We start from the raw sequence: 20,063 nt of genomic DNA on the forward strand, positions 1-20,063 counted from the left end.
CGCAAACCGTCCAACGCCCCTCGCTCATGCGGTCCGGCGCATGGGGAAACATGTCACGATAGGTCTCGTTGCTCTGGATGACCTTTTGGAGCGACTCCACCTCCTCTCGGTACTCCCGCACCGTAGCCGCCACCGCGCGCATACTGAGATTCTCGAAGTTGGTGTCGCCGGTGACGATGGCTTTGAATTTCTCATACGCGACCCCGGCATCGCTGGCTAGGTCTGACAGCCAAGTGGAGGCGTCGCTGATGGCCGGAGCCAGATTCAGCAGGGCGCGAGAGAGATTGGCGTCGAGCACCCTGGCCAAGGTATCCAGCTCATTGCGCGCATCTTCGGCGTTGCGAATCAGTTCCTCTTCCAGCACGATGCCCAGATCCCGCGCGCGCTGCATGGTCTCGCGCATCGCCTCAGAGCCGTTCTGCAACATCTGCAACAGCTTGACGCCCTCGGAGTCGAACAGCTTAAACGCCAAACGCACCCGGTCGGACTGGTTCTCGACACCTTTGAGCGCATCGGCGGCGTCGAGGAGAAGGTCTTCCGTATCACGGACATTGCCGCCAGCATCCCGGACCGAGATGCCTAACTCACGGAGCGCGGCTTTGGCTTCCCCGGTTCCCTGGGCGGCCTCGGCGGCGCGACGGCCAAAGCGTTGTAACGCCATTTCCAGAGTCTGCTGGGAGACGCCCGCCGAGTCGGCGGCATAGCGCAAAGCCTGGAGCGACTCCACGCCCACGCCGATACGGTCTGCGGTTTTGCCGATGGCGTCAGCGGCGGTGATGGCGCGATTGGCCAGGGCGGTGAGACCGCCCGCAGCGGTGAGTCCGGCGATAATGCCAGTAAGGCGGGAGATATTGGTATGCAGGGAGGTGGCGCGGCTGGTGAGGGATTCGAGACCACGGGAGGCGTCATTGCTGGAGGTGCGGATGCGCTTGAAGGAGCTTTCACCTCTGGCGCCGATGTCGGCCAGTTCGGCTTTGACCTTGCCGCCCTGCTCAACGGACAGGCGGATGCTGTAGCTGTGCTGGGTGCGGGTCACTTTTCTTCATACTTTCTCATCGTGTTACATTTGATATCGGCTAGGCAATCGCTTATGATGCTCCACACGACATAGCGGCATTAAAAAACGATCAAATGACCTAAACGGCAAACAGGGGGTTTCAATGTCTTACGATGATTATGACAACATGATCGAATGGACCTCTGCTCTAAGTGTCGGGAATGACACGATTGACTCTGAACATAAAATCCTAATGGATATGATCAATCGGCTGTATGCAGCGACCTTTCTCGATTCTTCTGATCAACTGGCTGAAACAATCGTCAATGAACTGATTGATTACACGCACACTCACTTCAACCATGAAGAGAGTTTTTTGAAAGAGAGCGGCTATAAAGACCTCGATCAGCATCGCGTTGTGCACAACGAGCTTTTGCGCCAGGTCATTGATTTTAAATTTGCCATAGTCGAAGGAAAGGCCAGAAACAGCGGTTCCAATCTTGAGCATTTCCTGCGGAACTGGATGGTTCAGCACATCCAGGGTAGAGATTTTGAATATGCCAAGACCCTTGGACTGAAAGAGTAAGAAAGCACTCAACATCAATCTTTTCCGAGATTTCCCCTCTGCTCATTTAGCAGCACAGGATCCTTCACGCATGCCCATCTCCGCCCAGGGCAGTAACTCCGCTGCCGTACCGTGCTCCAACTCCATGGCATCCGCCATCTGCAACGCCACGCTCATGTCGAGCCCAAGAACCTGCCCCGATGGCGCGACTCGCAACTGGCTCTGACAGGCGAGGATGACATCAAACACCTGCTGCTCCTCGATAGTTCGCGGCGCGTGCTCCCGGCTGGGGCAGAGCTTTCCGTTCAGTCCGGGCTGACCTCGGGCGCAGGGCTCGCCGCGATCAGCACACTCTCGGCAGTACCCTGGCCCTCCGCCGGGCTGGAAATGCCATCGGCAGAGGGCGCGGATCCGTTTTTTGCGGCATTGAGCATCACTTGGTGGAAGGTAAAGAGCTGATAGAACCGTTCACCCATGGGGTAGCGGTCCATCAATGCCATGACGTTCTGGCGATTGAGTGGTGCTTCACCGCCATTGTCATTACCGACGCCGCTCCACGCGGTGATGTGATTGGTCGCCAGTTCTTGGATCAGATAGGCGTGGAATAGCCCCTCGCGCTGCTCGCCTTCCTCGGCTTCGGGATACTCCCGCTCCAAACGTCGGCGTGCGGCGGTCTGACACAGCGACATGGCGGCGGTGGTGAGGGGTTTGACCGTCACCGTCACGCCGTAGGGCAGGTCCAAATCAAACGGCTCTTTGGGCTGAGAAAGGCTAATCACAGGTACACGCTCCCATCTTCGTCGTTGGTGAGGGTCACGGTGAGCATGCGCCCCGCCGTGGCGTTCTTTGCCCCTTGGAAATCGAAACTGGCCTGCACCCCGCCGGGGCCATCCACAGTGAGCTTGGGTTTGGGCAAATAGACCTCGTGGCAGTCGAATACCACGCTGTTGTCGGCGTCGATGGTATAGGCGAACTGTAGATCCACCGGCGTGCCGTTTGATGCCAGATCAACAAGCGTGGTGTCAGCAAAGCGCACATCGATCTTGCCGGTGAGCGCAGCGATGGTGGGATCGGCGCCATCGATGAGTCCGTCATTGCGGATGGTCTCGATCTTCTCCAGATTGTTGGAGTAGGTCAGCGAACCCGCCGTGAGATTGGCGATGAGCGTCCCGCTGCGCTTGATGCTGCCCTGGAACTGGCTGATACGGTTGAAGGTGAGCGTAGTAGGCGTGCCGCCTTGGGAGGTTCCGTTGCGGGTTTCGCCCTGGGCAATGACGCCCAGCGTTGCCGCCGCCGCGCCGGAGCGCTGAAACTCCAAGGCCAGGGTGTTGACCTTTACGCCCTGGTGCATGAAGAAAGAGGACGCCTGGGAGAGTCCCACCTCCACGCTGTAGCTGGGGATGGATGCGCCGCCAGAGTGAAACTCATGCGTATAAGGTCCCACGCCGGTAGTGACCGGATCGCCCAAAAGCGCCGTCAGCCAGAGGCCCAGATAGCGCACGTCCATGGGCACGACGATGTCGCCTTCGTCGTTGATGACATCCTGGAGCGGCGACAGAGGGTCACGTCCCTGACCCAGCACTGGATCGACAATCAGCCCCTGCTCGCTACTCAGGGTGCAGCGGTTGAAGGGCATCTGGATGTAGTCGCCCGTGGGGATGGAGCCGTAGCTGCCCTCCCGTTTAAGCAATAGGGTAGCGTTCGAGCCATAGCTGCGGGCCATGTCGAATCCTCTCGTCTATCGGGTTGTTATTCAGGAAATTGGAGAAGAAGTCTCGTAGTCGAGGGTCAGTTCGATGATGCCGCCCAGGAGAGGCGCGGCGCCCTCTTCGTGTTCCAACTGGATAGCCGGGCGACCATAGGTCATGCCGTATATCAGGCCGCCCAGAGTGGAATCGGCGTCCAACGCCTCTGCAACGGCCAACAGCAGTTCGTCGAACCTGCTCTGCCTTTGGGCTGCATCACCGTGCTGCACGATGATTTCTATCTCGACCTGATGCTGGTAGTAGCAGCCCCCTACCCCGCCCAGTGACAGATCGGGCTCACCAGGGTCGCCGTCGCGCAAGATGATCAGACCGTCTGCTGGAATGCGCGTGGGCAGCGCAGCATTGCGCAACACTGTGGCGCTGGGGATGGCTTTGAGCAGGGAGTGCAGCGCCTGGAGAATTCGCTCAGTTTTCGACGACATTTTCCCCTACCCGCACGCGTCAGTGATATACTGAATCTGGATCAGACCTTTGCCCAGCCAGGGGAGCCTCGGACACACACAGAAGGCCCCAGTGGACAACAAGAGCGTTGGCTTTCACCTTGGCTGGGCTCTCCTATCTCGATAACGCGCTATCTATCACGCTGGGCAAACGCCCCGCCCACTGCTGCGCCACCAGCTTTACATCCAGCCGCTTGCGCAGCCGCACCTGCGGGACCATCACGAACATCACCACCGTCGACACACCGGACTTCAAGCGCCCAGACTTTGTGTACATCCCGCCTTTCAGCTGTCGCCCCACCCTCCCCGTCTTGGCGCTGATGCGCACCCCATCCACGACCAATAGCGATGAGCGGCCTGGGCGATAGACGAACCGGAGCTTTCCAAATCTGGATTCTGGGAAGTTGCCCGGATGGATGCGTTTACGATCAACGCCACGCTTGGGCGCCTGCGGCGTGGGAATCGCCAACCAGCGGCTATTGCGCCCCCGAATCACCACGCCACGATCGAATGCGCTCACGATGTGTGGGGCCTTGGACCAAACCATGGAGGCGGCGTTGAGGCCTTGGTTGCGAAAAATGCGACTCCGCCAAGAGCGTGAGAGTCTCGCCCCCAGCCCGGCAGAGACTATTTGCTTAGCCAGATCCTGCTTCAACCCTTTGCCGGAGTCACGTACGCCATCGACTACGGCGCGATTGATCTCTCTTAGATCTCGCTCCATGTCCTGACGGATGGAGCCGAGAACGGTGGTGGCGAGCCTCATGAGATGAACGCCTCCAAGGTCCAGGTGAGCCGCTCAACGTCGCGCATCGGCGTTCCCTGAACTGTGTAGTTGATACCATTCAGGGTGATGACGTCTCCCGCCTCCGGGCTGGCGACATCGCTGGCGCGAATCTCAAACAGAGAGATCTCCGCCGCAATGCGCGTCTCCCCAAAGCCCACCACCTCGTCCGGACGCTTGGCCAGCACGGTGATGGTAGTGGCGGGATCACCATTGGCTGGGGTGTAAGTGGCGGCGACGCCGAAGGCATCGAATACGGCGTCCACCGACAGATTGAAAATGGACATGGCTCAGGCCGCCGTCACCTTCACCAACACCGCAGGTCGATGGCACATGGGCAGCGGGTTGGACTGGGTGTGCAGATCGGTCCCACGCTCAAACTTGCGCGGCTCCTGCTTGGCGTAGAGCGGCTGGCCCAGAGTATTGACCGACTCATTGAAGTCCGCCGGGGCGAAGTATGTGCAAAAGGTCTGGCTGGTCCCCACCGGAAAGGCGTGCCCCTCCCCATCAGCGATGAATCGGCGCACATTGCCGTCGGGGTCGGTGGCCTGACCTCGATACTCCTCAAAGGTCACGCCCGCGAAGGTGAAGCCGGAACGCATGTCGCTGCGCAGCGCCTCGCCCTGCTGCCAGCGCTCATAGGCCGCCTCCACCTTGGGGTGGCTGGTCAAAGCGTCGAAGAACTCGGCGGATACCAGCACATGCACGCCGGTCATGAACTCGCCCCGGAGATTATCCTCCAAGTGACGCTTGAGCTCCAGACACTTGGCTTTGACGTCGGTGGCATCCACATCCAGAGCGAAGTTGATGCTCTTAGCGGTGATGCCGAATTCGGTGTAGAGGTTGTAGATGACCGAGCCGTCGGCATCAAGGATCTCGCCCTTGAGGGCGCCCATGCGCAGATGCTCCAGGGTGATGGCGTGCTTATCGCGCATGGATTGCAGATGCATCGCCAGCACTTCGGAGAGCGCGGTCAGTTCTCCCTCGGAGCCGAAGGCGCGGATGCCCTGCACCTCTTCGGGGAGCACCACGTCATCATGGGGAATGTGCGGGATCACAAAGGAGCGCACGGCGCGCTTGCCGCGCTTACCCACCGTGCCCTGAGTCCCCACCGTAGCGGTGGGCAGCAGGGAGAGCACGCCGTTGCGCTCTTCAATGGCGATATTGCGCAGACGCACCGGCTTGGTGGGCATGAGGTTGATGGATTCCAACTTGCCGTAGCGGTTGGGCAGTATGTTGATTCCCGCCGTGAGCGCAATGGCGTTGAAGGCGTCATTGGAGAAGGGGTTGGCGGACAAAGCCATGGTTAGACTCCTTGGCGGACCAGAATGCCCGCTTTGATAAGTTGGCCGGTGGCGCTGGCTTTTTCGTTTTCCGTAATCCCGACAGGCCAGACCAGTGCGTGGTCCGCCACAATGGCGTGGCGCGCAATCAATAGTCCCTCGCCATCGGCGCCGGAGGGCGCAGCGTCCTGAATCATTACCCCGGCGGCGACTTCTGTGCCGTCAACGGCTGCGGGATCCAGGGCTTGGATGTTTCCCGTCGCGGACACCACCCCCACCACACTCCCCAAGGAGAGGGTCTGGCCATCGGTGACAGTAACGGTCTGTCGGCTGTAGAACTGGGGCGCTTCATACTTGAGCAGGTCGCCCAGATTGTTGCTTTCGGAAAGAGCAGGCATCATTCACCTCCCATGGCGTGACGTTTGGCGAGGCTCTGGCAGGAGGCCACTAGAGGGTTGTGAGTGAGGCTCTGGGCTGGATTGGCGTGAGTCCCGTCGCCTGGCATCACCTCAGAGTGGATTTCAGCGCCGCTCGACGCTGCTCGCTTGGCCAGCAACTCTTGGCGCACCTGATCAGCGGAGAAACCTTCGGCGATGTAGCCGCCCGCCAGATCGGGCAGGTCCGCCAGGGCGCAGAGGTCGACAATGACCTTGGCTTCGCCGCGCATCTGGGAGGCTTTCTCCTCTCGCGCCTGCTCCAGGTCGATGATGTTGTTGGGGTCGGTTTGCGCCTGCGGCGGCGAGTCTTCCGCCTTGTGCGTTTCATCAATGGGCATGTTGGCCTCCAATTTCTGAACAAAGGTGCGTTTTGGGGAATGGAGTAGCGCGGTGAGCCCGGCCAGGGCGTCGCGTATGGTTCCGACCTGGTCGGCCAGTCCGGCGGATACGGCGTTCTCGCCGAAGAAGAGTCCGGCCTCGGTGGCGCGTATGGCGGATTCCTGAACACCGCGTCCTTCAGCCACAGCGCCGACAAACTTGCCGTAGAGCCGGTCCACCTCCTGTTGCAGATGGCTCTTTGCCAAATCAGACAGCGGCGCGTGGCTGGAGAAGTCATTCTTGTGGGCCCCGGCAAACACCGTGGTGTAGGCGCGCCCCTCTTTGGCGTCTTTCTGTGATTCGTCCACATGCACAGCTATGACGCCGATGGAGCCGACGCCTGCTGTCTGCGGGACAATGATGCGATGCGCGCAGGAGGCGATGAGGTACGCAGCCGAAAAGGCGTCGTCGGCCAGCGCCCAGATGGGTTTCTCCTGACCAGCCTCACGGATCAGCGCAGCCAGGTCAAACACGCCACCCACCTCGCCGCCGGGAGAGTCGATATCCAGCAGAATCGCTTTCACCGCCGGATCCGTGGCGGCGTCGAGGATGCGCTCCTCGATGGCGGCGTAGGAGACCAGGCCCGAGGCGGCGTCAATGGCGCCCGCGCGTTTGACCAGCGTGCCGTCGATCGGAACGACGGCGATGCCATTGGGCGTGATCACCGTATTGGTCGCTCCATCCGACTCACCAAATCCAGTGGCCATGGTGGTTGGCTCGATGTCGATGCGCGGCCCCAGCACCGAGAGGATGGTCTCCAACCGCGCGCGGTCCACCATCAACGGCGCGCCCAGCACCCGAGCAGCCATGTGGGGCAATTGTCTGTTCATGGATAGATTCCTATACTGGTCGCCAACTTTTGAATGATGGCGACATGCAGCGTTTGGATTGTGTAAGTGTTCGGGGCGGATATTTTGAAAATCAGAAAGAGATTTGCGCCACTTCTGTTTGCCTTCTTCATGGCGCTGACCATGAGCTTCTTCATGTCGATGGTCTTGACGGCCATCAATATCGGTTTTGTGGAGAACTTCGTTGCGCTGTGGCTGCGCGCTTTTAGCGTTGCGTTTGTTGTGGCCTTTCCCCTGGCGATGATCGTAGCGCCAATCATCAGGCGTTTGGTGCAGCGTCTCACCGAGGACAGACTCTATTAATGCGACGCGTCCAACTTGGACACGTCTCAATTACTCTTCCAGGTCAACAAGTTCTGGGTCAGATTGCCCTGAATCCCGTGACACCCCAGAACGGGATGTGCGCCGCGCATCGGAGTCAAACACCAGTCCCAGCTCATCGGCGCGTTGGTTGTCCGCAGCGATCTCCCGGTCGATCTCCTCAATGTCGTAGCCGTAGGTGGAGACCGCTTCGGCGCGGCTCAGCAGACCAGCGCGGATCGCCCAGATGATGGCGTTGAACTCTTTTTGCGGGTCCACCCACTGCCAGCCCTGGGGAATCCACTTCACCGCCTGGTACTCCCGGCGGCGCTTGGGATAGTCAGGAAGCTGCAAAGCGCCGGACAACACCGCCTGATCCATCCATCGCTCCCAGATGGGGCGGCACATCTGGTGAATCAGCACCATGCGCTGGATCTGCTCCATGCGGCGACGAAACTCCACCATCCCCGCGCGAATGGAGGAGTAGTTTACGCCGGTCAGGTCGCCGGTGAGTTGCTCATAGGTCAGACCCAGCCCCACCGCAACGGCGCGCAACTGGGTGCGCATGAACTCGCCGTATTGACCTCCCACGTCAGCAGGGTCGGAGAACTTCACATCCTCGCCGGGCAACAGAACCTGCATGGTTCCCGGCGCCCAGGTGACCGGCGCCGCGCCCTCATCATCAGCTTCCAGCCCCTCCTCGCCCCCGACCCCCAGTTCGGGATCGGGCTTGGTGATGAATCCGGCGATGAGCGCGGCGGTCTTCTTTCTCACCAACTCGGCGTCGTCGTATTGATCCAACTCATGCAGACGCACCAGAGCCTGCGCCATCCACGGCTCGCCTCGAAGTTGGCCGGGACGCAGTGGTTTGAAGATGTGACACACCTCACTGGCTGGGACACGAGAGGCGTCCCCTGCTCTGGCATACAGCGGCATCTCGCCTGGGTGCTCGCGCAACAGGTGGTAGGCGACGCGGCGACCGATCTTGTCGAACTCAATGCCCGCGCGAACGCGGTGGCCGTTGGGGAAATCCCGCATATCGGCGCTGGGAAGGTGCTCGGGCTCCAAGACTTGGAGTTGCAACGGCACAATGAGGCCATCGCGCGCATCGCGATTGCGCAGGCGCACCAGCACCTCACCGCCTTCAATCATAGCGCGCGCCGCCAGCGCCTGGAGTCCGTAGAACCCCAGCATGCCGTGGGCGTCCGCCTCACGGGTCCAGGCCAGCCACAGGGATTGAATCTGCGCCTTGATCTGCGGGTCGCTCACCGTGGACTGCGGCTTGATGCCTGTGCCCACCAAATTGCCGACCAGGGAGTCCACGGCGTTGCTCGCCCAGGCGTTGCGCCGCACCAGGTCACGGGAGCGTGCGCGCATGAGCGAAGCGTCGCGGAACAGCAGCGCATTGGCCCCGGCGTCTCCCGGCTGCCAGTTGCCCAGCCTCCGGCCAGAGGCGGCGCCCTCGTATCCGGCCCTGCTCTTGGGGAACCCGCCAAACAAGCGTTTGAGCAGCCCCATCTACAGATCCTTCCGGCTGCGCACGCGCAGGTGACGGATTATGCGTTTGTCGCTGCTGCGCGCGATCTCACGATCGAGGATATCCAGGGCGCTCTGCACTTGAGTCAGATCGTACTGCACGGACTTGTCGCCATAGCTGACCCTGCTCTGCAGCGATTCAAGCTTTTCCAACAGCTTGTCCCGTCGCAGTTGCAACTCGGTGATGTCGGCCATGGACTCCTCCGGCGAGCAGGGGCAGAATCATTCCAACTCCCGATGACAGGGAGATCAATAAACACAGGGAGCAAGACAATGACGTCTATGAATCCACAGGCCATCTCTGGGATGGTCTCCGTCGTCGTGACCAAATCGAGAAGAACACCCCGCCAATCGTCAAATCCACCTACGCCCGGCTGGTTCAGAGCGGCTTCGATGACTCCGAGGCAAAGCGTCTCATGGCCACCGTGCTGATGCGCGAAGCAACCATGATGAGTGAGACCGGACGTCCCTATGATCCGTCGAGCTACGCGGCGCGACTCAGCCAATTGCCGCGCGTGACGCAGTAGCTCACATCCAACTGGAACGGATGACTCTGCGCTGGGGCTTGGCCCTGGCAATCACTGGCCCTGATGGCTTAAGCGCGTCTTTCAACGGAACCTCAGCGATTCGCTCGACCTCGTGATTGAGGCGGAACCCCATGGCAATGAGCCCCTGTAGAGCGGCCATGCCATAAACGCGGCAATCCAGCGCCTCGTTGCGATCGGAGTCGCGTTTCTTCCATTCGCGAATGGGGCGGCCCTTGTGGTAGCGCGTCACCACCGACTCTGCGGTGAGTTGCTTGAAGTAGTCGGCCTCCCGCCCCATGGGAAAGTGCAGATATCCGGGCCCCGCCTCCTCTATGCGCAGGCGCGAGAGAATCGCCTCCTTGCAGGCGTCTACGCCAACGATGAACAGCGGCACCTTGCCCTTGTTCCGGGTCGATGGCTTGCGCGGCCAGATTGGCACCCCCATGCCCCCTCGGCCCTTGATGGCCCAGACTCTCCGACCCTGACGTGAACGGCAGAAAGCGTAGGACTTAAGGGTGTGGTGACCACCCGTATCGATAGCGGCGGCGCGAATGGTTATGTCGGGCAACTGGCGGCTGTGAGGCAGAGGTCGGCGCAGCAGATTGTCCAGGTCCTCCCACACCGCTGGAGATGAGGGATCGCCCCACAGCACCCTGTAGTCGATGCTCCAGGACTCCTCGTCGCGTCCCCAGCCAACGATCTCCATCTCCAACCGGTCGTCCTGAACGTCGATCCCCGCGGTAAGCACCGCGACATCCGAAGGGATTAACTCACCCCAATCCTCACGGCGCGCCAGCAACCCTTCGCCATCGACCCGATCGGCGTCCTCCTCCCAGGTTTCGCCCAGTTTGGTGTTGACCCACACCTTCAGGCGAGAGGGGTCTTTATGGACCAACCCGTGTTCTGCTGCGATGTCCCCCCAAGAGGTCCATCCGTGGGGAGAATAGAGGCTGGAGAGGTGAAAGCCTGCGGTCCTTCCATTGCCTTCTGCTGCGGCGCGCCAGACGCCGTTCTCCAGCATCCACCCCTTTTGATAATCCTGAATCTCCGCCTGGCAGTGCGCGCACTCATAATGGGCATCGGCACGACGCCCCTTTGGCCACTTCACCTGCGCCCACGATAAAACCTGAAATCCCCCGCATGCTGGGCAAGGAACCCAGAACTGCCGCTGATCGCTCTCGGCGTAGGCCGCCTCGACTCTGCTAAAGCCTTTGATGGTCGGCGTGCTGGTGAGCAGCACCTTGCGGTTGGAGAAGTTGGCGGTGCGCTGAATCGCAAGCGCCACCGGATCTCCCTCCCCATCCGCATCGCCAGGAAAGCGATCCACCTCATCCATGAACAGATAGCGGATCGGCGCCGACGATAATCCCACTGCGCTATTGGCGCCCGTCATCAGCAGGATGCCGCCTGGGAACTCCTTGCTCAGCACCGTGTTGCCAGAGTCCCGGCTGCGCGCCGGTTTCACCTGTCAATGGCGCCCGAAAAATGCAGCACCATGGCGCCGCAATAATGCATCACTTGGGCATTGGTTGGGCGCGTAGCGCACAACGGGGTTTGCCGTTTTCCTTTGTCTTTAAAAAAACGAACAAAAACATCTTTTCAACACACTTGAGATTCAGAATGAGGGAGAGGCGGCAGACCTGTGGGAAACGTGTTTTCGTTTTCCACAGGGATAGCGGAGCGTCCGCCTCTCCCGGAGCCGCAAGTGGGCAGGATCGCCAGTTTCAGGAAGGGTCGGTTTTGCTATTTGAGCAGGAAGCTTTTGTTTCTGCAGCGCGCTTTTGCCGTTTGCTTTGATTCAGTCGATAGCTTTCGCCGTTCATCTCCAGGATGTGGACATGATGGGTCAACCGATCCAGCAGGGCGCCGGTGAGGCGCTCGGAGCCGAAGACCTCCGTCCACTCCTCGAACGGCAGGTTGCTGGTCACCATCACTGAACCCTGCTCATAGCGCTGGCTGATCACCTCAAAGAGCAGCTCAGCCCCCGTTTTGGAGAGTGGGACGAAGCCCAATTCGTCGATGATCAACAGCTTGTGTTTACTCAACTGACTCTGGAAACGCTGCAGCTGCTTTTCGTCGCGCGCCTCCATCAACTGGTGTACCAGCGACGCAGCAGTGGTGAAGCCAACCGCCAACCCCTGCTGACAGGCGGCCAGGCCCAATCCCAACGCAATATGGGTTTTCCCGGTTCCGCTGTTGCCCAAGGCGATGATATTGGCTCGGCGCTGAATGTATTCGCAACGCGCCAGCTCCATCACCAGAACCTTGTTCAATGAGGGCATGGCCAGGAAATCAAAGGAGTCCAGGCTCTTGATGGTGGGAAACCGGGCTTGTTTGATACGTCGCTCCACCATGCGCCGCTCCCGCTCAATCAACTCCAGTTCGCTCAGTCGCAGCAGGTATCGGCTATGATCAACGCCTTCCGCCGCGCACTGTTTGGCGATCTTTTCATATTCTCGATAAAATGTGGGCAGTTTGAGCGCTTTGAGGTGGTGCGCCAGGAGGATCTGCGGAGAGTCGTTCATCGCTGCTCTCCTGACGTCAACGCGGCGTAATCCCTGGCGGATGTACGCGCCACATGCACTTCGGGCAAAAAGGGATATCGGGACAGATCCAAACGGAGCGGACGTTGTTCAATGTGCCGGATCAGCAGATGTTTGACCGCCTCAAAGCCAATGGCGCCCAACTTCAACGCCTGTTGCACGGCAAAATGGACCTGTTCAAAGGAGAACGTCTCCAATAGGCGCAGAACCTGAATATATTCCCGCTTGCCCTTTTTACCCAGGCGGGACTCCATCAGACGGCGCAAGGTGGCGAACTCATCTGGCAGTTCCCATCCTTGCAACGGGGCGGCTTGATCCAGCGCCCTGGGTTTCTCCTCCAGCAGCGCCAGATAGTGCAAGGGGTCATAGATGGCGTCCTCACGCGCATAGGAGCGTGGATGCCGGGCAATCACCTCAGCGCCACAGGCGATCACCACTTCGTGGATGTAGCCCCGCACCTGCACATCGTGAAAGCCATAACGCACCGGAACCGAATAGTCATTGGTTCGATAGCGCACCAGCGCCTGGGATGTGACCTTGGCGCTCACCTTCTCGCAAGCGTCGTAGGGAATTGGCGGCAGCGGCAGGAACGCCGCCTGGTCTGTGGAAAATCGTTCTCCGATACTCCGCTGACAGCCTCGCAATGTCTGTTGACGACGCTCCAGGCATTTCTGGCGCAGGTGAGCGTTGAGCGCATCAAACGATTCAAAGCGGGGAGCCGGGACCATGAAGTTGCGTCGGGCGTAGCCGACCAGCCCCTCGACCTTGCCTTTGTCGTTACCTCGCGCCGGGCGGCCAAAGCGGCTATCGAACAGGTAATGGGATTGCAGCCGGATCATCTCTTCGGTCAGATCTCGGCGACCATCCCGGTAAACTTTGACCACGGCGATGCTGGTGTTGTCGTACAGAATGCTTTGGGGAACGCCGCCGAAGTGATCACAGGCGGCGTTATGCCCCGCACAAAACGCTTCCGTGGTTTCCGCGGGGAAGCCCATAACGAAGCTGTCGTCGCTGTAGGGCAGACTCATACAGAAAAAGTGGATCTTGCGCTCCACGCCGCCGATCACGCCGTGCGTTTGCCCAAAGTCCACCTGGGCGTGTCCGGGCGCATGGCTGAGGGGAACAAACTTCTCTTTCAGATGCAGACGCTTGCCGCGCACATACTCCTTGACCGCGCCATATTTCCCGTCGTAGCCGTATTCATCGCGCAGCCGTTCATATATCCGCTGCGCGGTGTGGCGCTCCTTCTTGATCTTCTCCAGATCGTTCTTGAGAATCTGATCTATGAACCCGGTGAACGGCCCCAGTTTGGGCAATCTGACCGGCTTGCTCCGCTGGTAGCCTGGCGGCTCAGGGTTCTCCATCATTTTGCGCACCGTGCGCGGATCCAGCTCAAAAGTCTCCGCCGCCTTGCGCTTGCTCATCCCGCCTCTGGTTACCGCCAAACGCACTTCTCTGTACATGCTCACTGAATACATCCTCCCACCCCCTGACCCGGAAACTCTATGACTGAGTTTTCTGAGTTAGAGAGCTTTTTCTGGTGTGGGATTTTTGGACCGCCATTTTTGGACGATCCAAGCTGTTTCAGTGATGCATTTTTACGGCGCCATTCTCATTCACCCGCTCGCGAATCTCCTCGCTGGATTCGATCAGTGGCCCCACGCGCTGCTTGGAGTAGCGCTTGGCCATCTCCACCGTGGGCTGCACCATCAGCATCGGGCCCGGCGCATGGTGGATCACATACCCCACCCAATTCAGCCCGCACTCCGTTTTCCCCAGCTGGCTGCCGAACATCGCCACCACCCGCTCAATCGGGGAGCTGGGCGAGAGGCAATCCATGATCTCCTTCAAGTAGGGCGTGCGATCGGTTCGCCAAGGACCAGGTTCGCCCGAGGCCACCGACGAGAGCATGCGGTGTTCATCAGCCCATTCAGAGACCGTCAGACGCGGGTCTGGCATCAGCCCCTGGAGGAACGCATCCTCATAGATCTGAGCCGCTGACAGAGCCATCTTATTTATTGAATTTGCATCGGTTTTGACTGGATGAGCGCTTTGCTTGTATGGCTACATGGAGTCACGCCAACAACGCATCCAGGAGATTGAAAATGAACAGAAAACCAACCACAGAACAGCAGCTGGAAGCCTTCGCCAAAGAGCTCGCAGAACTGACCCGCAAGCACGGCGTTGCCCTGCGCGTCACCGGCGGCGTGATCATCGACAAGCCGGAGGCTTTCGAAGGGCTCGAATACTTCACCGGCAACGAAGGGGACCTGCTTCCCCGCATCGGCAGCGATTGGATTTGAAGGAGATGACCATGAACAAAATGACCAGCCCCCAACTCACCGTCCTCGTCAACGCCGCACTGCGCGAAGATGGCGCGGTCCACCCCCTGCCCAGCCGTATGAAGGGCGGCGCAGCGATCAAGATCGTGAACGCCTTGGCCAAGCACGGCGTCATCACACAGGAGGATGGCGGGCAATGGCGACTCAACGCTGTGGGCTACGCAGCCATCGGCGAAACACCTCCGGAGCGACTCCTGGCCAAAGCTGAAAGCAAGGAGCCTGCGGAGACGAAGCCAGAGTCACAGGATGCGCTCTTTGAGGAGATCGCCTCTAAACACCTGGACATCGACACGCTGGAGACACGCCACTCCGATGGACTCGACTTTCATGAAACCAGCGTCTGGGCCATCAAGAGCGCCCTGGATGCCGCCTACCAAGCGGGAATGTCCGCCGCCAAACAGCGCAGCGGTAAGCGCGGACCGCGCTCCGACTCCAAGCAAGCCAAGTCGATCGAACTGATGAAACGCCCTGAGGGCGCCACCATTGAGCAGATTGCCGAGGTGACTGGATGGTCGGCCAGCACGATCAGAGGCTTCATCTCCGGCTCCCTGCGCAAACGCCTTGGACTCAACGTCACCAGCGAGCGCGTCACCGATGAGCAAGGGAAACGGACGATCTACCGCATCGTTGAAGACTGACCCTTCCACGCACCTAAAAGCAGACAACCCGGCCAATTGACCGGGTTGCTCTGGTCGTGCTCCAGCCGCTCACTGCACCTTCAGAGTATTGCTCGGATGGACTTCCACCCCATCGGTTGACAGGTTGTCCAACTTCACACATCTCAAAGAACTACTACAAATTCCGGGCTATCCTGTTTTTAGCCTCATGGACGTCAACAAGAGCAACCCTTATGATTCCGACCATGCGTCAACCTGCTCTATGATTTAATGAGGCCCTTTATGGCATCCCCCAAACGAACCAGGATCTATAAGATTAAAATTACCCTCACCGGAATCAAGCCGCCGATCTGGAGAAGAATTTTGGTGCCAGATGATTCAACGCTCGAAGATCTCCACCACCTCATTCAGATTTCCATGGGATGGGAAAACTCCCACCTCCATGAATTCGAGGTAGGCGATACTGTGTACAGCGGTTCCAACTCTTTTGACGATGATCTTTATTTGGAAGACAGGAAAGTCCTACCTGAATGGAACATAATGCTGCGGACCATCTACGGCAAAGGCATTCGGTATTGCTCTTATGTTTATGACTTTGGTGACAATTGGCTTCATAAAATTGAAATCGAAGGTTCAGAGGCGATTGATCCAAATTCACGATACCCTCACTTGGTGACTGGCAAACGAAGATGCCCCCCGGAAGACGTTGGCGGAATTCTGGGATATCATGGATTTCTTGAAGCAATTAAAGATATCAACCATCCAGAGCATGGCGCGTGGATGGAGTGGTCTGATGGACAGTTTGATCCCGAAGAGTTTGATCGAGATGCCATCAACTCCAGTCTGGCCCTTTGGTATGACCAGTTCTCAGAAAGGAACAGCTAATCAAGCTCGATTCCCCGCTCCGCCGCCACTTCGGCGAAACTCTTCCCGCCAGACCCGTCCAGATAGCCGGTCTTGCCCGTGGCCTGTATGAAGCGCTGCACCGCCACATCGCAATATTGCCCGCTGATCTCCATGGCGAACACACGCCGCCCGGTCATCTCCCCGGCCATGATCTGCGAGCCGCTGCCGGAGAATGGCTCATAGCACAGCCCGCCTTTCTCCGCATGCTGACGCATAGGGATGGCAAAGCAATCGAGAGGCTTCGGCGTCGGATGATCTGGACGCTCATCGCCGGTGAGGCCATGGATGTCCCACACCGTAGAAAGATACTCCGCGCCATCAACCTTCGGCGGCATGTTGCCCTTGATCCACCCCATGAGGCATGGCTCGTGTTTCCACAGATACTTCGAGCGGGTGAGTACGCCTTTCTCCTTATTCCAGATGATCTGCTGGTGCTGAAACGCGCCCATCTTCTCCCACACCGCCTCCAGCATCGCCTGGCGCTTGGATGCGTGCCAGCAGTACCAAGCGGCGTTGGGCTCGATGGCGTGGTCGATGGCGGCGCGGATGAAGCCCTCGTAGAGCTCCGGGCCCTGGGAGGAGTCGTCCCAGGTCACGCCGTAACTGGCTGACCAATCCTTGTTGCCGTCCGTGCCGCTGGTCTCTCCTTTGGCGACCTTGGCTTTGCGCGCGCTGTTCTGCGGGTGGTTGGTGCCGTCGTAGTCGACCAAGTAGGGCGGATCGGTGGCGAATAGAATCGCGCGCTCGCCGTTCATCAACCGAATCACATCATCAGCGTTGAGGCTGCTGCCGCACAACAGGCGATGGTCGCCAAGAATCCACAAATCGCCTGGGCGCGACACCGGATTGGCGGGCGGCTCGGGAATGACATCGTTATCGGCGACTGCGGCGCCACCGCCCTCCCCGTCGAACTCATCACCATCAAAGCTGTCCAGCAGATCTTCCATCTCCTCATCGCTAAAGCCCATGAGGGAGAGATCGAATTCGTCCTCCTTCAGGCGCGCCAACTCAGCGGCCAATACCGACTCATCCCAGCCGCCATCGAGAGCCAATCGATTGTCCGCCAGGATGTAGGCGCGACGCTGCGCATCAGACAGGTGGTCCAGAACCACCACCGGCACCTGCTCCAAGCCAATACGCTGCGCGGCGGAGAGGCGACAATGCCCGGCAATAATGCCATCCTTGGCGTCCACCAGAATCGGATTGGTGAATCCAAACTCCACCATTGACGCGGCGACCTTGGCGATCTGCTCATCGCTGTGGGTGCGCGCATTGGCGGCGTAGGGCGTCAGCCGCTCCGTAGGCCACAGCTCGATCCTCTCGGCCATGGCGGGAATCTGGTTCATCCTTTGAGCTCCTCAAGCGCTTTGCGCAGTTCCAATTCCAGCCGCTCCTCAATGACGGCGGCTTCGGTTTCCGAGGCCAGCACCGAGGCGAGCCGGTGCGGGATATTAAACAACCGGTCCCGAACCCGCCGCGCCATATTGAAGGCGCTCACCCGCACTTCGTCGGCGCTGATGAGTTGCTCAGAGCGCTCTTCAAAGTCCAATTTCACCAAACGCGCGGCGTAGGCCTCACGAATGGCGCGACTGGTCTGGTAGTCTGGGGCACCCTGTTTGGGCTGGTTCGCAGATGGCGAAATAGGCGCGAACCTTTGGGGTGGGTTCGCTGGGGCAGTGGTGCGCTGTTGCGCCTGGTTGGTGTTGCGCTCCCACTCCGCATCCGCCTTGACCGGATCAATGCTCCCGTCCGGCTCCTTGCTGATGCGTCCAGCCTTGATGGCCTTGCGCACGGCGGTTTCTGATACCCCGCGATGGCGGGCGTAGCCACGATTGGACAATCCCATCGCGATTCATCGAACCCTCGATCTTTGCAGTGAAAATGGCGCGAACTTGCGCACCGGAGCGAACCCGTTTTTAGCTCTGTCGCTAGAAAAGTCTCGGGCTGTCGCGCTACCCACTTACATATCAGTGACTTAGGAACCAGCCAATTTAGTTTCTATAACCTTTTTCTTTCAGATGGTTACCGTATTTCCGTCGCAAACTCTCGGTCTGCCGCTTGCCCACTGTCTCTTCAGTTCAAACTCTGCGCCCATTCCCTGAATGCACCTGATGTCGGAACTGGCCACGTCATTCACGGTCATAGTCATTCCAATTTCAAAAATGGAGAACAATGTGGCCGACTTTTCAACGCATCCAATGGTCTACTTCGTGCGCTTTCTATTGCGCCTGCCTGTCAAACTCGTCGCCTTGCTGGGGAGGAAACTGACCCAATCATGCGACAGTCTTTGAAACAGACAAGAATCTTGATCACACTCCGATTGCGATTGAAAGAAGCTGCGCCGTGGCATACGCTGGAATCAATCCCTGCGGCGTTCGTGAGGCAATGTTCCCCTGGCCCAACTCGTTGGTGATTGGAACTGGGACTCTCACGTTGAACGCCCCCTCGCCTGGGTGGGAAGTCTTTCTCCAGATGGCGAGGGGCTTTCACACCAGATCCACCTGTTTATCCGTGGACCTTGTGGTTCCGTGCCCACGACGCCTGCGGGGATATATTCACTACGGCTTGTTAATCCAAGGCACCGCCATGAACGCCGCGATGAGCGCCAGCAGCGCCAGGATCTGACGGAATAGCTTGTAGCCGCCTACCAGACGCTGCTCTGCGGCGTCCAGCCGGTCCAGCGTCGCTTCCATGCGGTCAAACTTCTGCTGGCCGATGGCGAGGCGTTGGTTGATGTGTTTGAGTTCGTTGGCCAGCGTAGCCATCTCCGCCGAGTACGGGCACTCTTTCTCGCAGTTGCCGCTCATTTCGCCCTCCCGGTTTGTTTCTCCCAGGTCCGCAGACCCGCCAAGCCCAGCATGGCCACCACCAACTCCTGCATGAAGTTCAGCGGCAGTTGAGGGCCGGGCTGCCCCGTCACCCACTGGATGATGGGATTGATCACGTAGGCGAAGGAGAGTCCGACGCCACACACCCATCCCAGAAACGGGCGCCAGCCCGCCACAAAGGTGGAGCGGTGCGACGCTTCGATTTTGTTCAGTTCAACCTGCAACGCCGCCGGTTGCTGCGCCAGGCGGGTGAGCAGCGCCTGCTTGTCCAAGCGCTCTTCGTCGGAGGTGAACAGGCCATCCAGGGCCTTGCCCACCGCCTCAATGGGCTGCGCCGCCGCCCCGCCAATGATCTTCTCCAAGATGCCCATCAGAGCACGCCCGTGATGAACAGCGGCATGATGGCGGCAAACGCGATGAACAACGAGCCGAACAACCCGATGATGATGTCCGCCCATTTGGGATCGTTCATTTCGGGTAGCTCCAGATGGTCGGGCGCGGTTGGTTGGCGGCGCGGGGCAGCGCGTCGAGGTGGATGAAACGGCTACGATGGGGACCGTGCTGCTTGACGCCGACGCCGCTCATGCCCGCCGCTTTGGCCAGATCGATGAGGTCGTAGGCGTCTTGGCCGCTCACCAACACATCTACCGCCGCGCCAGACGTATGCGGGCCATTGGAGCCGGTAACTGAGATGGCGGCGTTATGCTCTGGACAACGATAGCCGGAGGTGACCGGCATAGGGCGCCCGAACACTTCACGCAAACTCTCCAGCTTGTGCATGAAATCTGCCTGCATCTCCATGCGGCCACAGCCGCAGCGGCAGGTCAATTCGGCGTTGGTGAAATGGGGCCAGGGCGTGTCGCTCATCATGTCTTCCAAAAAATTAACCCGCCACCAAGTTTCCTCGGGGCGGGCCCATGCAAGTTGCCGTGTCGCCCAGATGCTTTTTCTCCGAGCTTGACCACGAGT

The 20,063-nt window shown here is 59.4% G+C and carries 23 protein-coding genes, 1 other RNA gene and 3 pseudogenes; 6 read left to right on the forward strand and 21 right to left on the reverse strand.

Going from position 1 to position 20,063, the window contains the following annotated elements; all coding sequences use genetic code 11:
• Positions 1-1,036, reverse strand: a pseudogene (locus MAIT1_RS01465) (hypothetical protein); the annotation flags it as partial.
• A gap of 124 nt (positions 1,037-1,160) precedes the next feature.
• Here MAIT1_RS01465 and MAIT1_RS01470 point away from each other — a divergent pair.
• Positions 1,161-1,583 carry a bacteriohemerythrin gene (locus MAIT1_RS01470; RefSeq protein WP_085440248.1) on the forward strand — a complete coding sequence of 141 codons (423 nt, stop codon included), beginning with the start codon at positions 1,161-1,163 and terminating at the stop codon, positions 1,581-1,583.
• 42 nt (positions 1,584-1,625) lie between these two features.
• Here MAIT1_RS01470 and MAIT1_RS01475 read toward each other — a convergent pair whose 3' ends face one another.
• The 9 genes from MAIT1_RS01475 to MAIT1_RS01515 all read right to left on the reverse strand — a co-directional run bounded on the left by MAIT1_RS01475 (position 1,626) and on the right by MAIT1_RS01515 (position 7,477).
• Entirely contained in the window at positions 1,626-1,811 is a 186-nt protein-coding gene (locus MAIT1_RS01475; RefSeq protein WP_085440249.1) for a DUF7697 family protein, read from the reverse strand.
• Between the two features lie 56 nt (positions 1,812-1,867).
• Positions 1,868-2,341, reverse strand: a complete 474-nt coding sequence (locus MAIT1_RS01480) for a hypothetical protein (RefSeq protein ID WP_085440250.1) — start codon at positions 2,339-2,341, stop codon at positions 1,868-1,870.
• The gene (locus tag MAIT1_RS01485) at positions 2,338-3,285 is read right to left on the reverse strand and encodes a phage tail tube protein (protein WP_085440251.1); all 948 of its coding nucleotides are present in this window, start codon (positions 3,283-3,285) and stop codon (positions 2,338-2,340) included. Before MAIT1_RS01485 ends, MAIT1_RS01480 begins: the two co-directional genes overlap by 4 nt.
• A 30-nt stretch (positions 3,286-3,315) precedes the next feature.
• Complete coding sequence (locus MAIT1_RS01490; protein WP_085440252.1) at positions 3,316-3,750, reverse strand: hypothetical protein; 435 nt, start codon at positions 3,748-3,750, stop codon at positions 3,316-3,318.
• A 133-nt stretch (positions 3,751-3,883) separates the two neighbouring features.
• Positions 3,884-4,531 carry a DUF6441 family protein gene (locus tag MAIT1_RS01495; RefSeq protein WP_085440253.1) on the reverse strand — a complete coding sequence of 216 codons (648 nt, stop codon included), beginning with the start codon at positions 4,529-4,531 and terminating at the stop codon, positions 3,884-3,886.
• Positions 4,528-4,836: a head-tail joining protein gene (locus tag MAIT1_RS01500; RefSeq protein WP_085440254.1), complete on the reverse strand. Its 309-nt coding sequence runs from the start codon at positions 4,834-4,836 to the stop codon at positions 4,528-4,530. Before MAIT1_RS01500 ends, MAIT1_RS01495 begins: the two co-directional genes overlap by 4 nt.
• Before the next feature lie 3 nt (positions 4,837-4,839).
• Entirely contained in the window at positions 4,840-5,853 is a 1,014-nt protein-coding gene (locus MAIT1_RS01505; protein WP_085440255.1) for a major capsid protein, read from the reverse strand.
• 2 nt (positions 5,854-5,855) lie between these two features.
• Positions 5,856-6,230 (reverse strand): head decoration protein, encoded by a 375-nt coding sequence (locus tag MAIT1_RS01510; RefSeq protein ID WP_085440256.1) that lies wholly within the window; start codon positions 6,228-6,230, stop codon positions 5,856-5,858.
• Positions 6,230-7,477, reverse strand: coding sequence for a S49 family peptidase (locus MAIT1_RS01515; RefSeq protein ID WP_241893389.1), 1,248 nt, complete (start codon positions 7,475-7,477; stop codon positions 6,230-6,232). Before MAIT1_RS01515 ends, MAIT1_RS01510 begins: the two co-directional genes overlap by 1 nt.
• Before the next feature lie 66 nt (positions 7,478-7,543).
• Between MAIT1_RS01515 and MAIT1_RS01520 the strand changes: the two genes are divergently transcribed.
• On the forward strand, positions 7,544-7,798 hold the full coding sequence (locus tag MAIT1_RS01520; protein WP_198947770.1) for a DUF2798 domain-containing protein: 255 nt from the start codon (positions 7,544-7,546) through the stop codon (positions 7,796-7,798).
• A gap of 30 nt (positions 7,799-7,828) precedes the next feature.
• Here MAIT1_RS01520 and MAIT1_RS01525 read toward each other — a convergent pair whose 3' ends face one another.
• The 6 genes and pseudogenes from MAIT1_RS01525 to MAIT1_RS01550 form a co-directional block, all read right to left on the reverse strand.
• Positions 7,829-9,313, reverse strand: coding sequence for a phage portal protein (locus tag MAIT1_RS01525; RefSeq protein WP_085440257.1), 1,485 nt, complete (start codon positions 9,311-9,313; stop codon positions 7,829-7,831).
• Positions 9,314-9,526, reverse strand: coding sequence for a phage head-tail joining protein (locus MAIT1_RS01530; protein ID WP_085440258.1), 213 nt, complete (start codon positions 9,524-9,526; stop codon positions 9,314-9,316).
• A 333-nt stretch (positions 9,527-9,859) separates the two neighbouring features.
• Positions 9,860-11,326, reverse strand: a pseudogene (locus MAIT1_RS01535) (phage terminase large subunit family protein); the annotation flags it as partial.
• 256 nt (positions 11,327-11,582) lie between these two features.
• Positions 11,583-12,383: an IS21-like element helper ATPase IstB gene (gene istB / locus MAIT1_RS01540; protein WP_085440234.1), complete on the reverse strand. Its 801-nt coding sequence runs from the start codon at positions 12,381-12,383 to the stop codon at positions 11,583-11,585.
• Positions 12,380-13,879, reverse strand: a complete 1,500-nt coding sequence (gene istA, locus MAIT1_RS01545; RefSeq protein ID WP_143814595.1) for an IS21 family transposase — start codon at positions 13,877-13,879, stop codon at positions 12,380-12,382. The genes istB and istA overlap by 4 nt, the downstream gene beginning before the upstream one ends.
• A 139-nt stretch (positions 13,880-14,018) precedes the next feature.
• Positions 14,019-14,411, reverse strand: a pseudogene (locus MAIT1_RS01550) (phage terminase large subunit family protein); the annotation flags it as partial.
• Between the two features lie 95 nt (positions 14,412-14,506).
• On the opposite strand from MAIT1_RS01550, the gene MAIT1_RS01555 reads away from it, so the two are divergent.
• The 3 genes from MAIT1_RS01555 to MAIT1_RS01565 all read left to right on the forward strand — a co-directional run bounded on the left by MAIT1_RS01555 (position 14,507) and on the right by MAIT1_RS01565 (position 16,245).
• Positions 14,507-14,704: a hypothetical protein gene (locus tag MAIT1_RS01555; RefSeq protein WP_085440260.1), complete on the forward strand. Its 198-nt coding sequence runs from the start codon at positions 14,507-14,509 to the stop codon at positions 14,702-14,704.
• A gap of 11 nt (positions 14,705-14,715) precedes the next feature.
• On the forward strand, positions 14,716-15,381 hold the full coding sequence (locus tag MAIT1_RS01560; RefSeq protein WP_085440261.1) for a DUF3489 domain-containing protein: 666 nt from the start codon (positions 14,716-14,718) through the stop codon (positions 15,379-15,381).
• Between the two features lie 261 nt (positions 15,382-15,642).
• Positions 15,643-16,245, forward strand: a complete 603-nt coding sequence (locus MAIT1_RS01565; protein ID WP_158089248.1) for a plasmid pRiA4b ORF-3 family protein — start codon at positions 15,643-15,645, stop codon at positions 16,243-16,245.
• Here MAIT1_RS01565 and MAIT1_RS01570 read toward each other — a convergent pair.
• Both MAIT1_RS01570 and MAIT1_RS01575 read right to left on the reverse strand, forming a co-directional pair.
• Entirely contained in the window at positions 16,242-17,612 is a 1,371-nt protein-coding gene (locus MAIT1_RS01570) for a site-specific DNA-methyltransferase (protein WP_085440263.1), read from the reverse strand. The genes MAIT1_RS01565 and MAIT1_RS01570 overlap by 4 nt on opposite strands.
• Positions 17,609-18,112: a hypothetical protein gene (locus MAIT1_RS01575; RefSeq protein WP_085440264.1), complete on the reverse strand. Its 504-nt coding sequence runs from the start codon at positions 18,110-18,112 to the stop codon at positions 17,609-17,611. Before MAIT1_RS01575 ends, MAIT1_RS01570 begins: the two co-directional genes overlap by 4 nt.
• A 514-nt stretch (positions 18,113-18,626) precedes the next feature.
• Between MAIT1_RS01575 and ssrS the strand changes: the two genes are divergently transcribed.
• Positions 18,627-18,820: non-coding RNA, 6S RNA (gene ssrS, locus MAIT1_RS22695), on the forward strand.
• A gap of 4 nt (positions 18,821-18,824) precedes the next feature.
• Here ssrS and MAIT1_RS01585 read toward each other — a convergent pair.
• From MAIT1_RS01585 to MAIT1_RS01595, 3 genes are all read right to left on the reverse strand, one after another.
• Positions 18,825-19,073 (reverse strand): hypothetical protein, encoded by a 249-nt coding sequence (locus MAIT1_RS01585; RefSeq protein WP_085440266.1) that lies wholly within the window; start codon positions 19,071-19,073, stop codon positions 18,825-18,827.
• Positions 19,070-19,465, reverse strand: coding sequence for a 3TM-type holin (locus MAIT1_RS01590; RefSeq protein WP_085440267.1), 396 nt, complete (start codon positions 19,463-19,465; stop codon positions 19,070-19,072). Before MAIT1_RS01590 ends, MAIT1_RS01585 begins: the two co-directional genes overlap by 4 nt.
• Before the next feature lie 97 nt (positions 19,466-19,562).
• Positions 19,563-19,961, reverse strand: coding sequence for a D-Ala-D-Ala carboxypeptidase family metallohydrolase (locus MAIT1_RS01595; RefSeq protein WP_085440285.1), 399 nt, complete (start codon positions 19,959-19,961; stop codon positions 19,563-19,565).
• Positions 19,962-20,063 lie beyond the last annotated feature (102 nt).

The sequence above is a fragment of the Magnetofaba australis IT-1 genome, from assembly GCF_002109495.1.
Taxonomy (GTDB): Bacteria; Pseudomonadota; Magnetococcia; order Magnetococcales; family Magnetococcaceae; genus Magnetofaba; species Magnetofaba australis.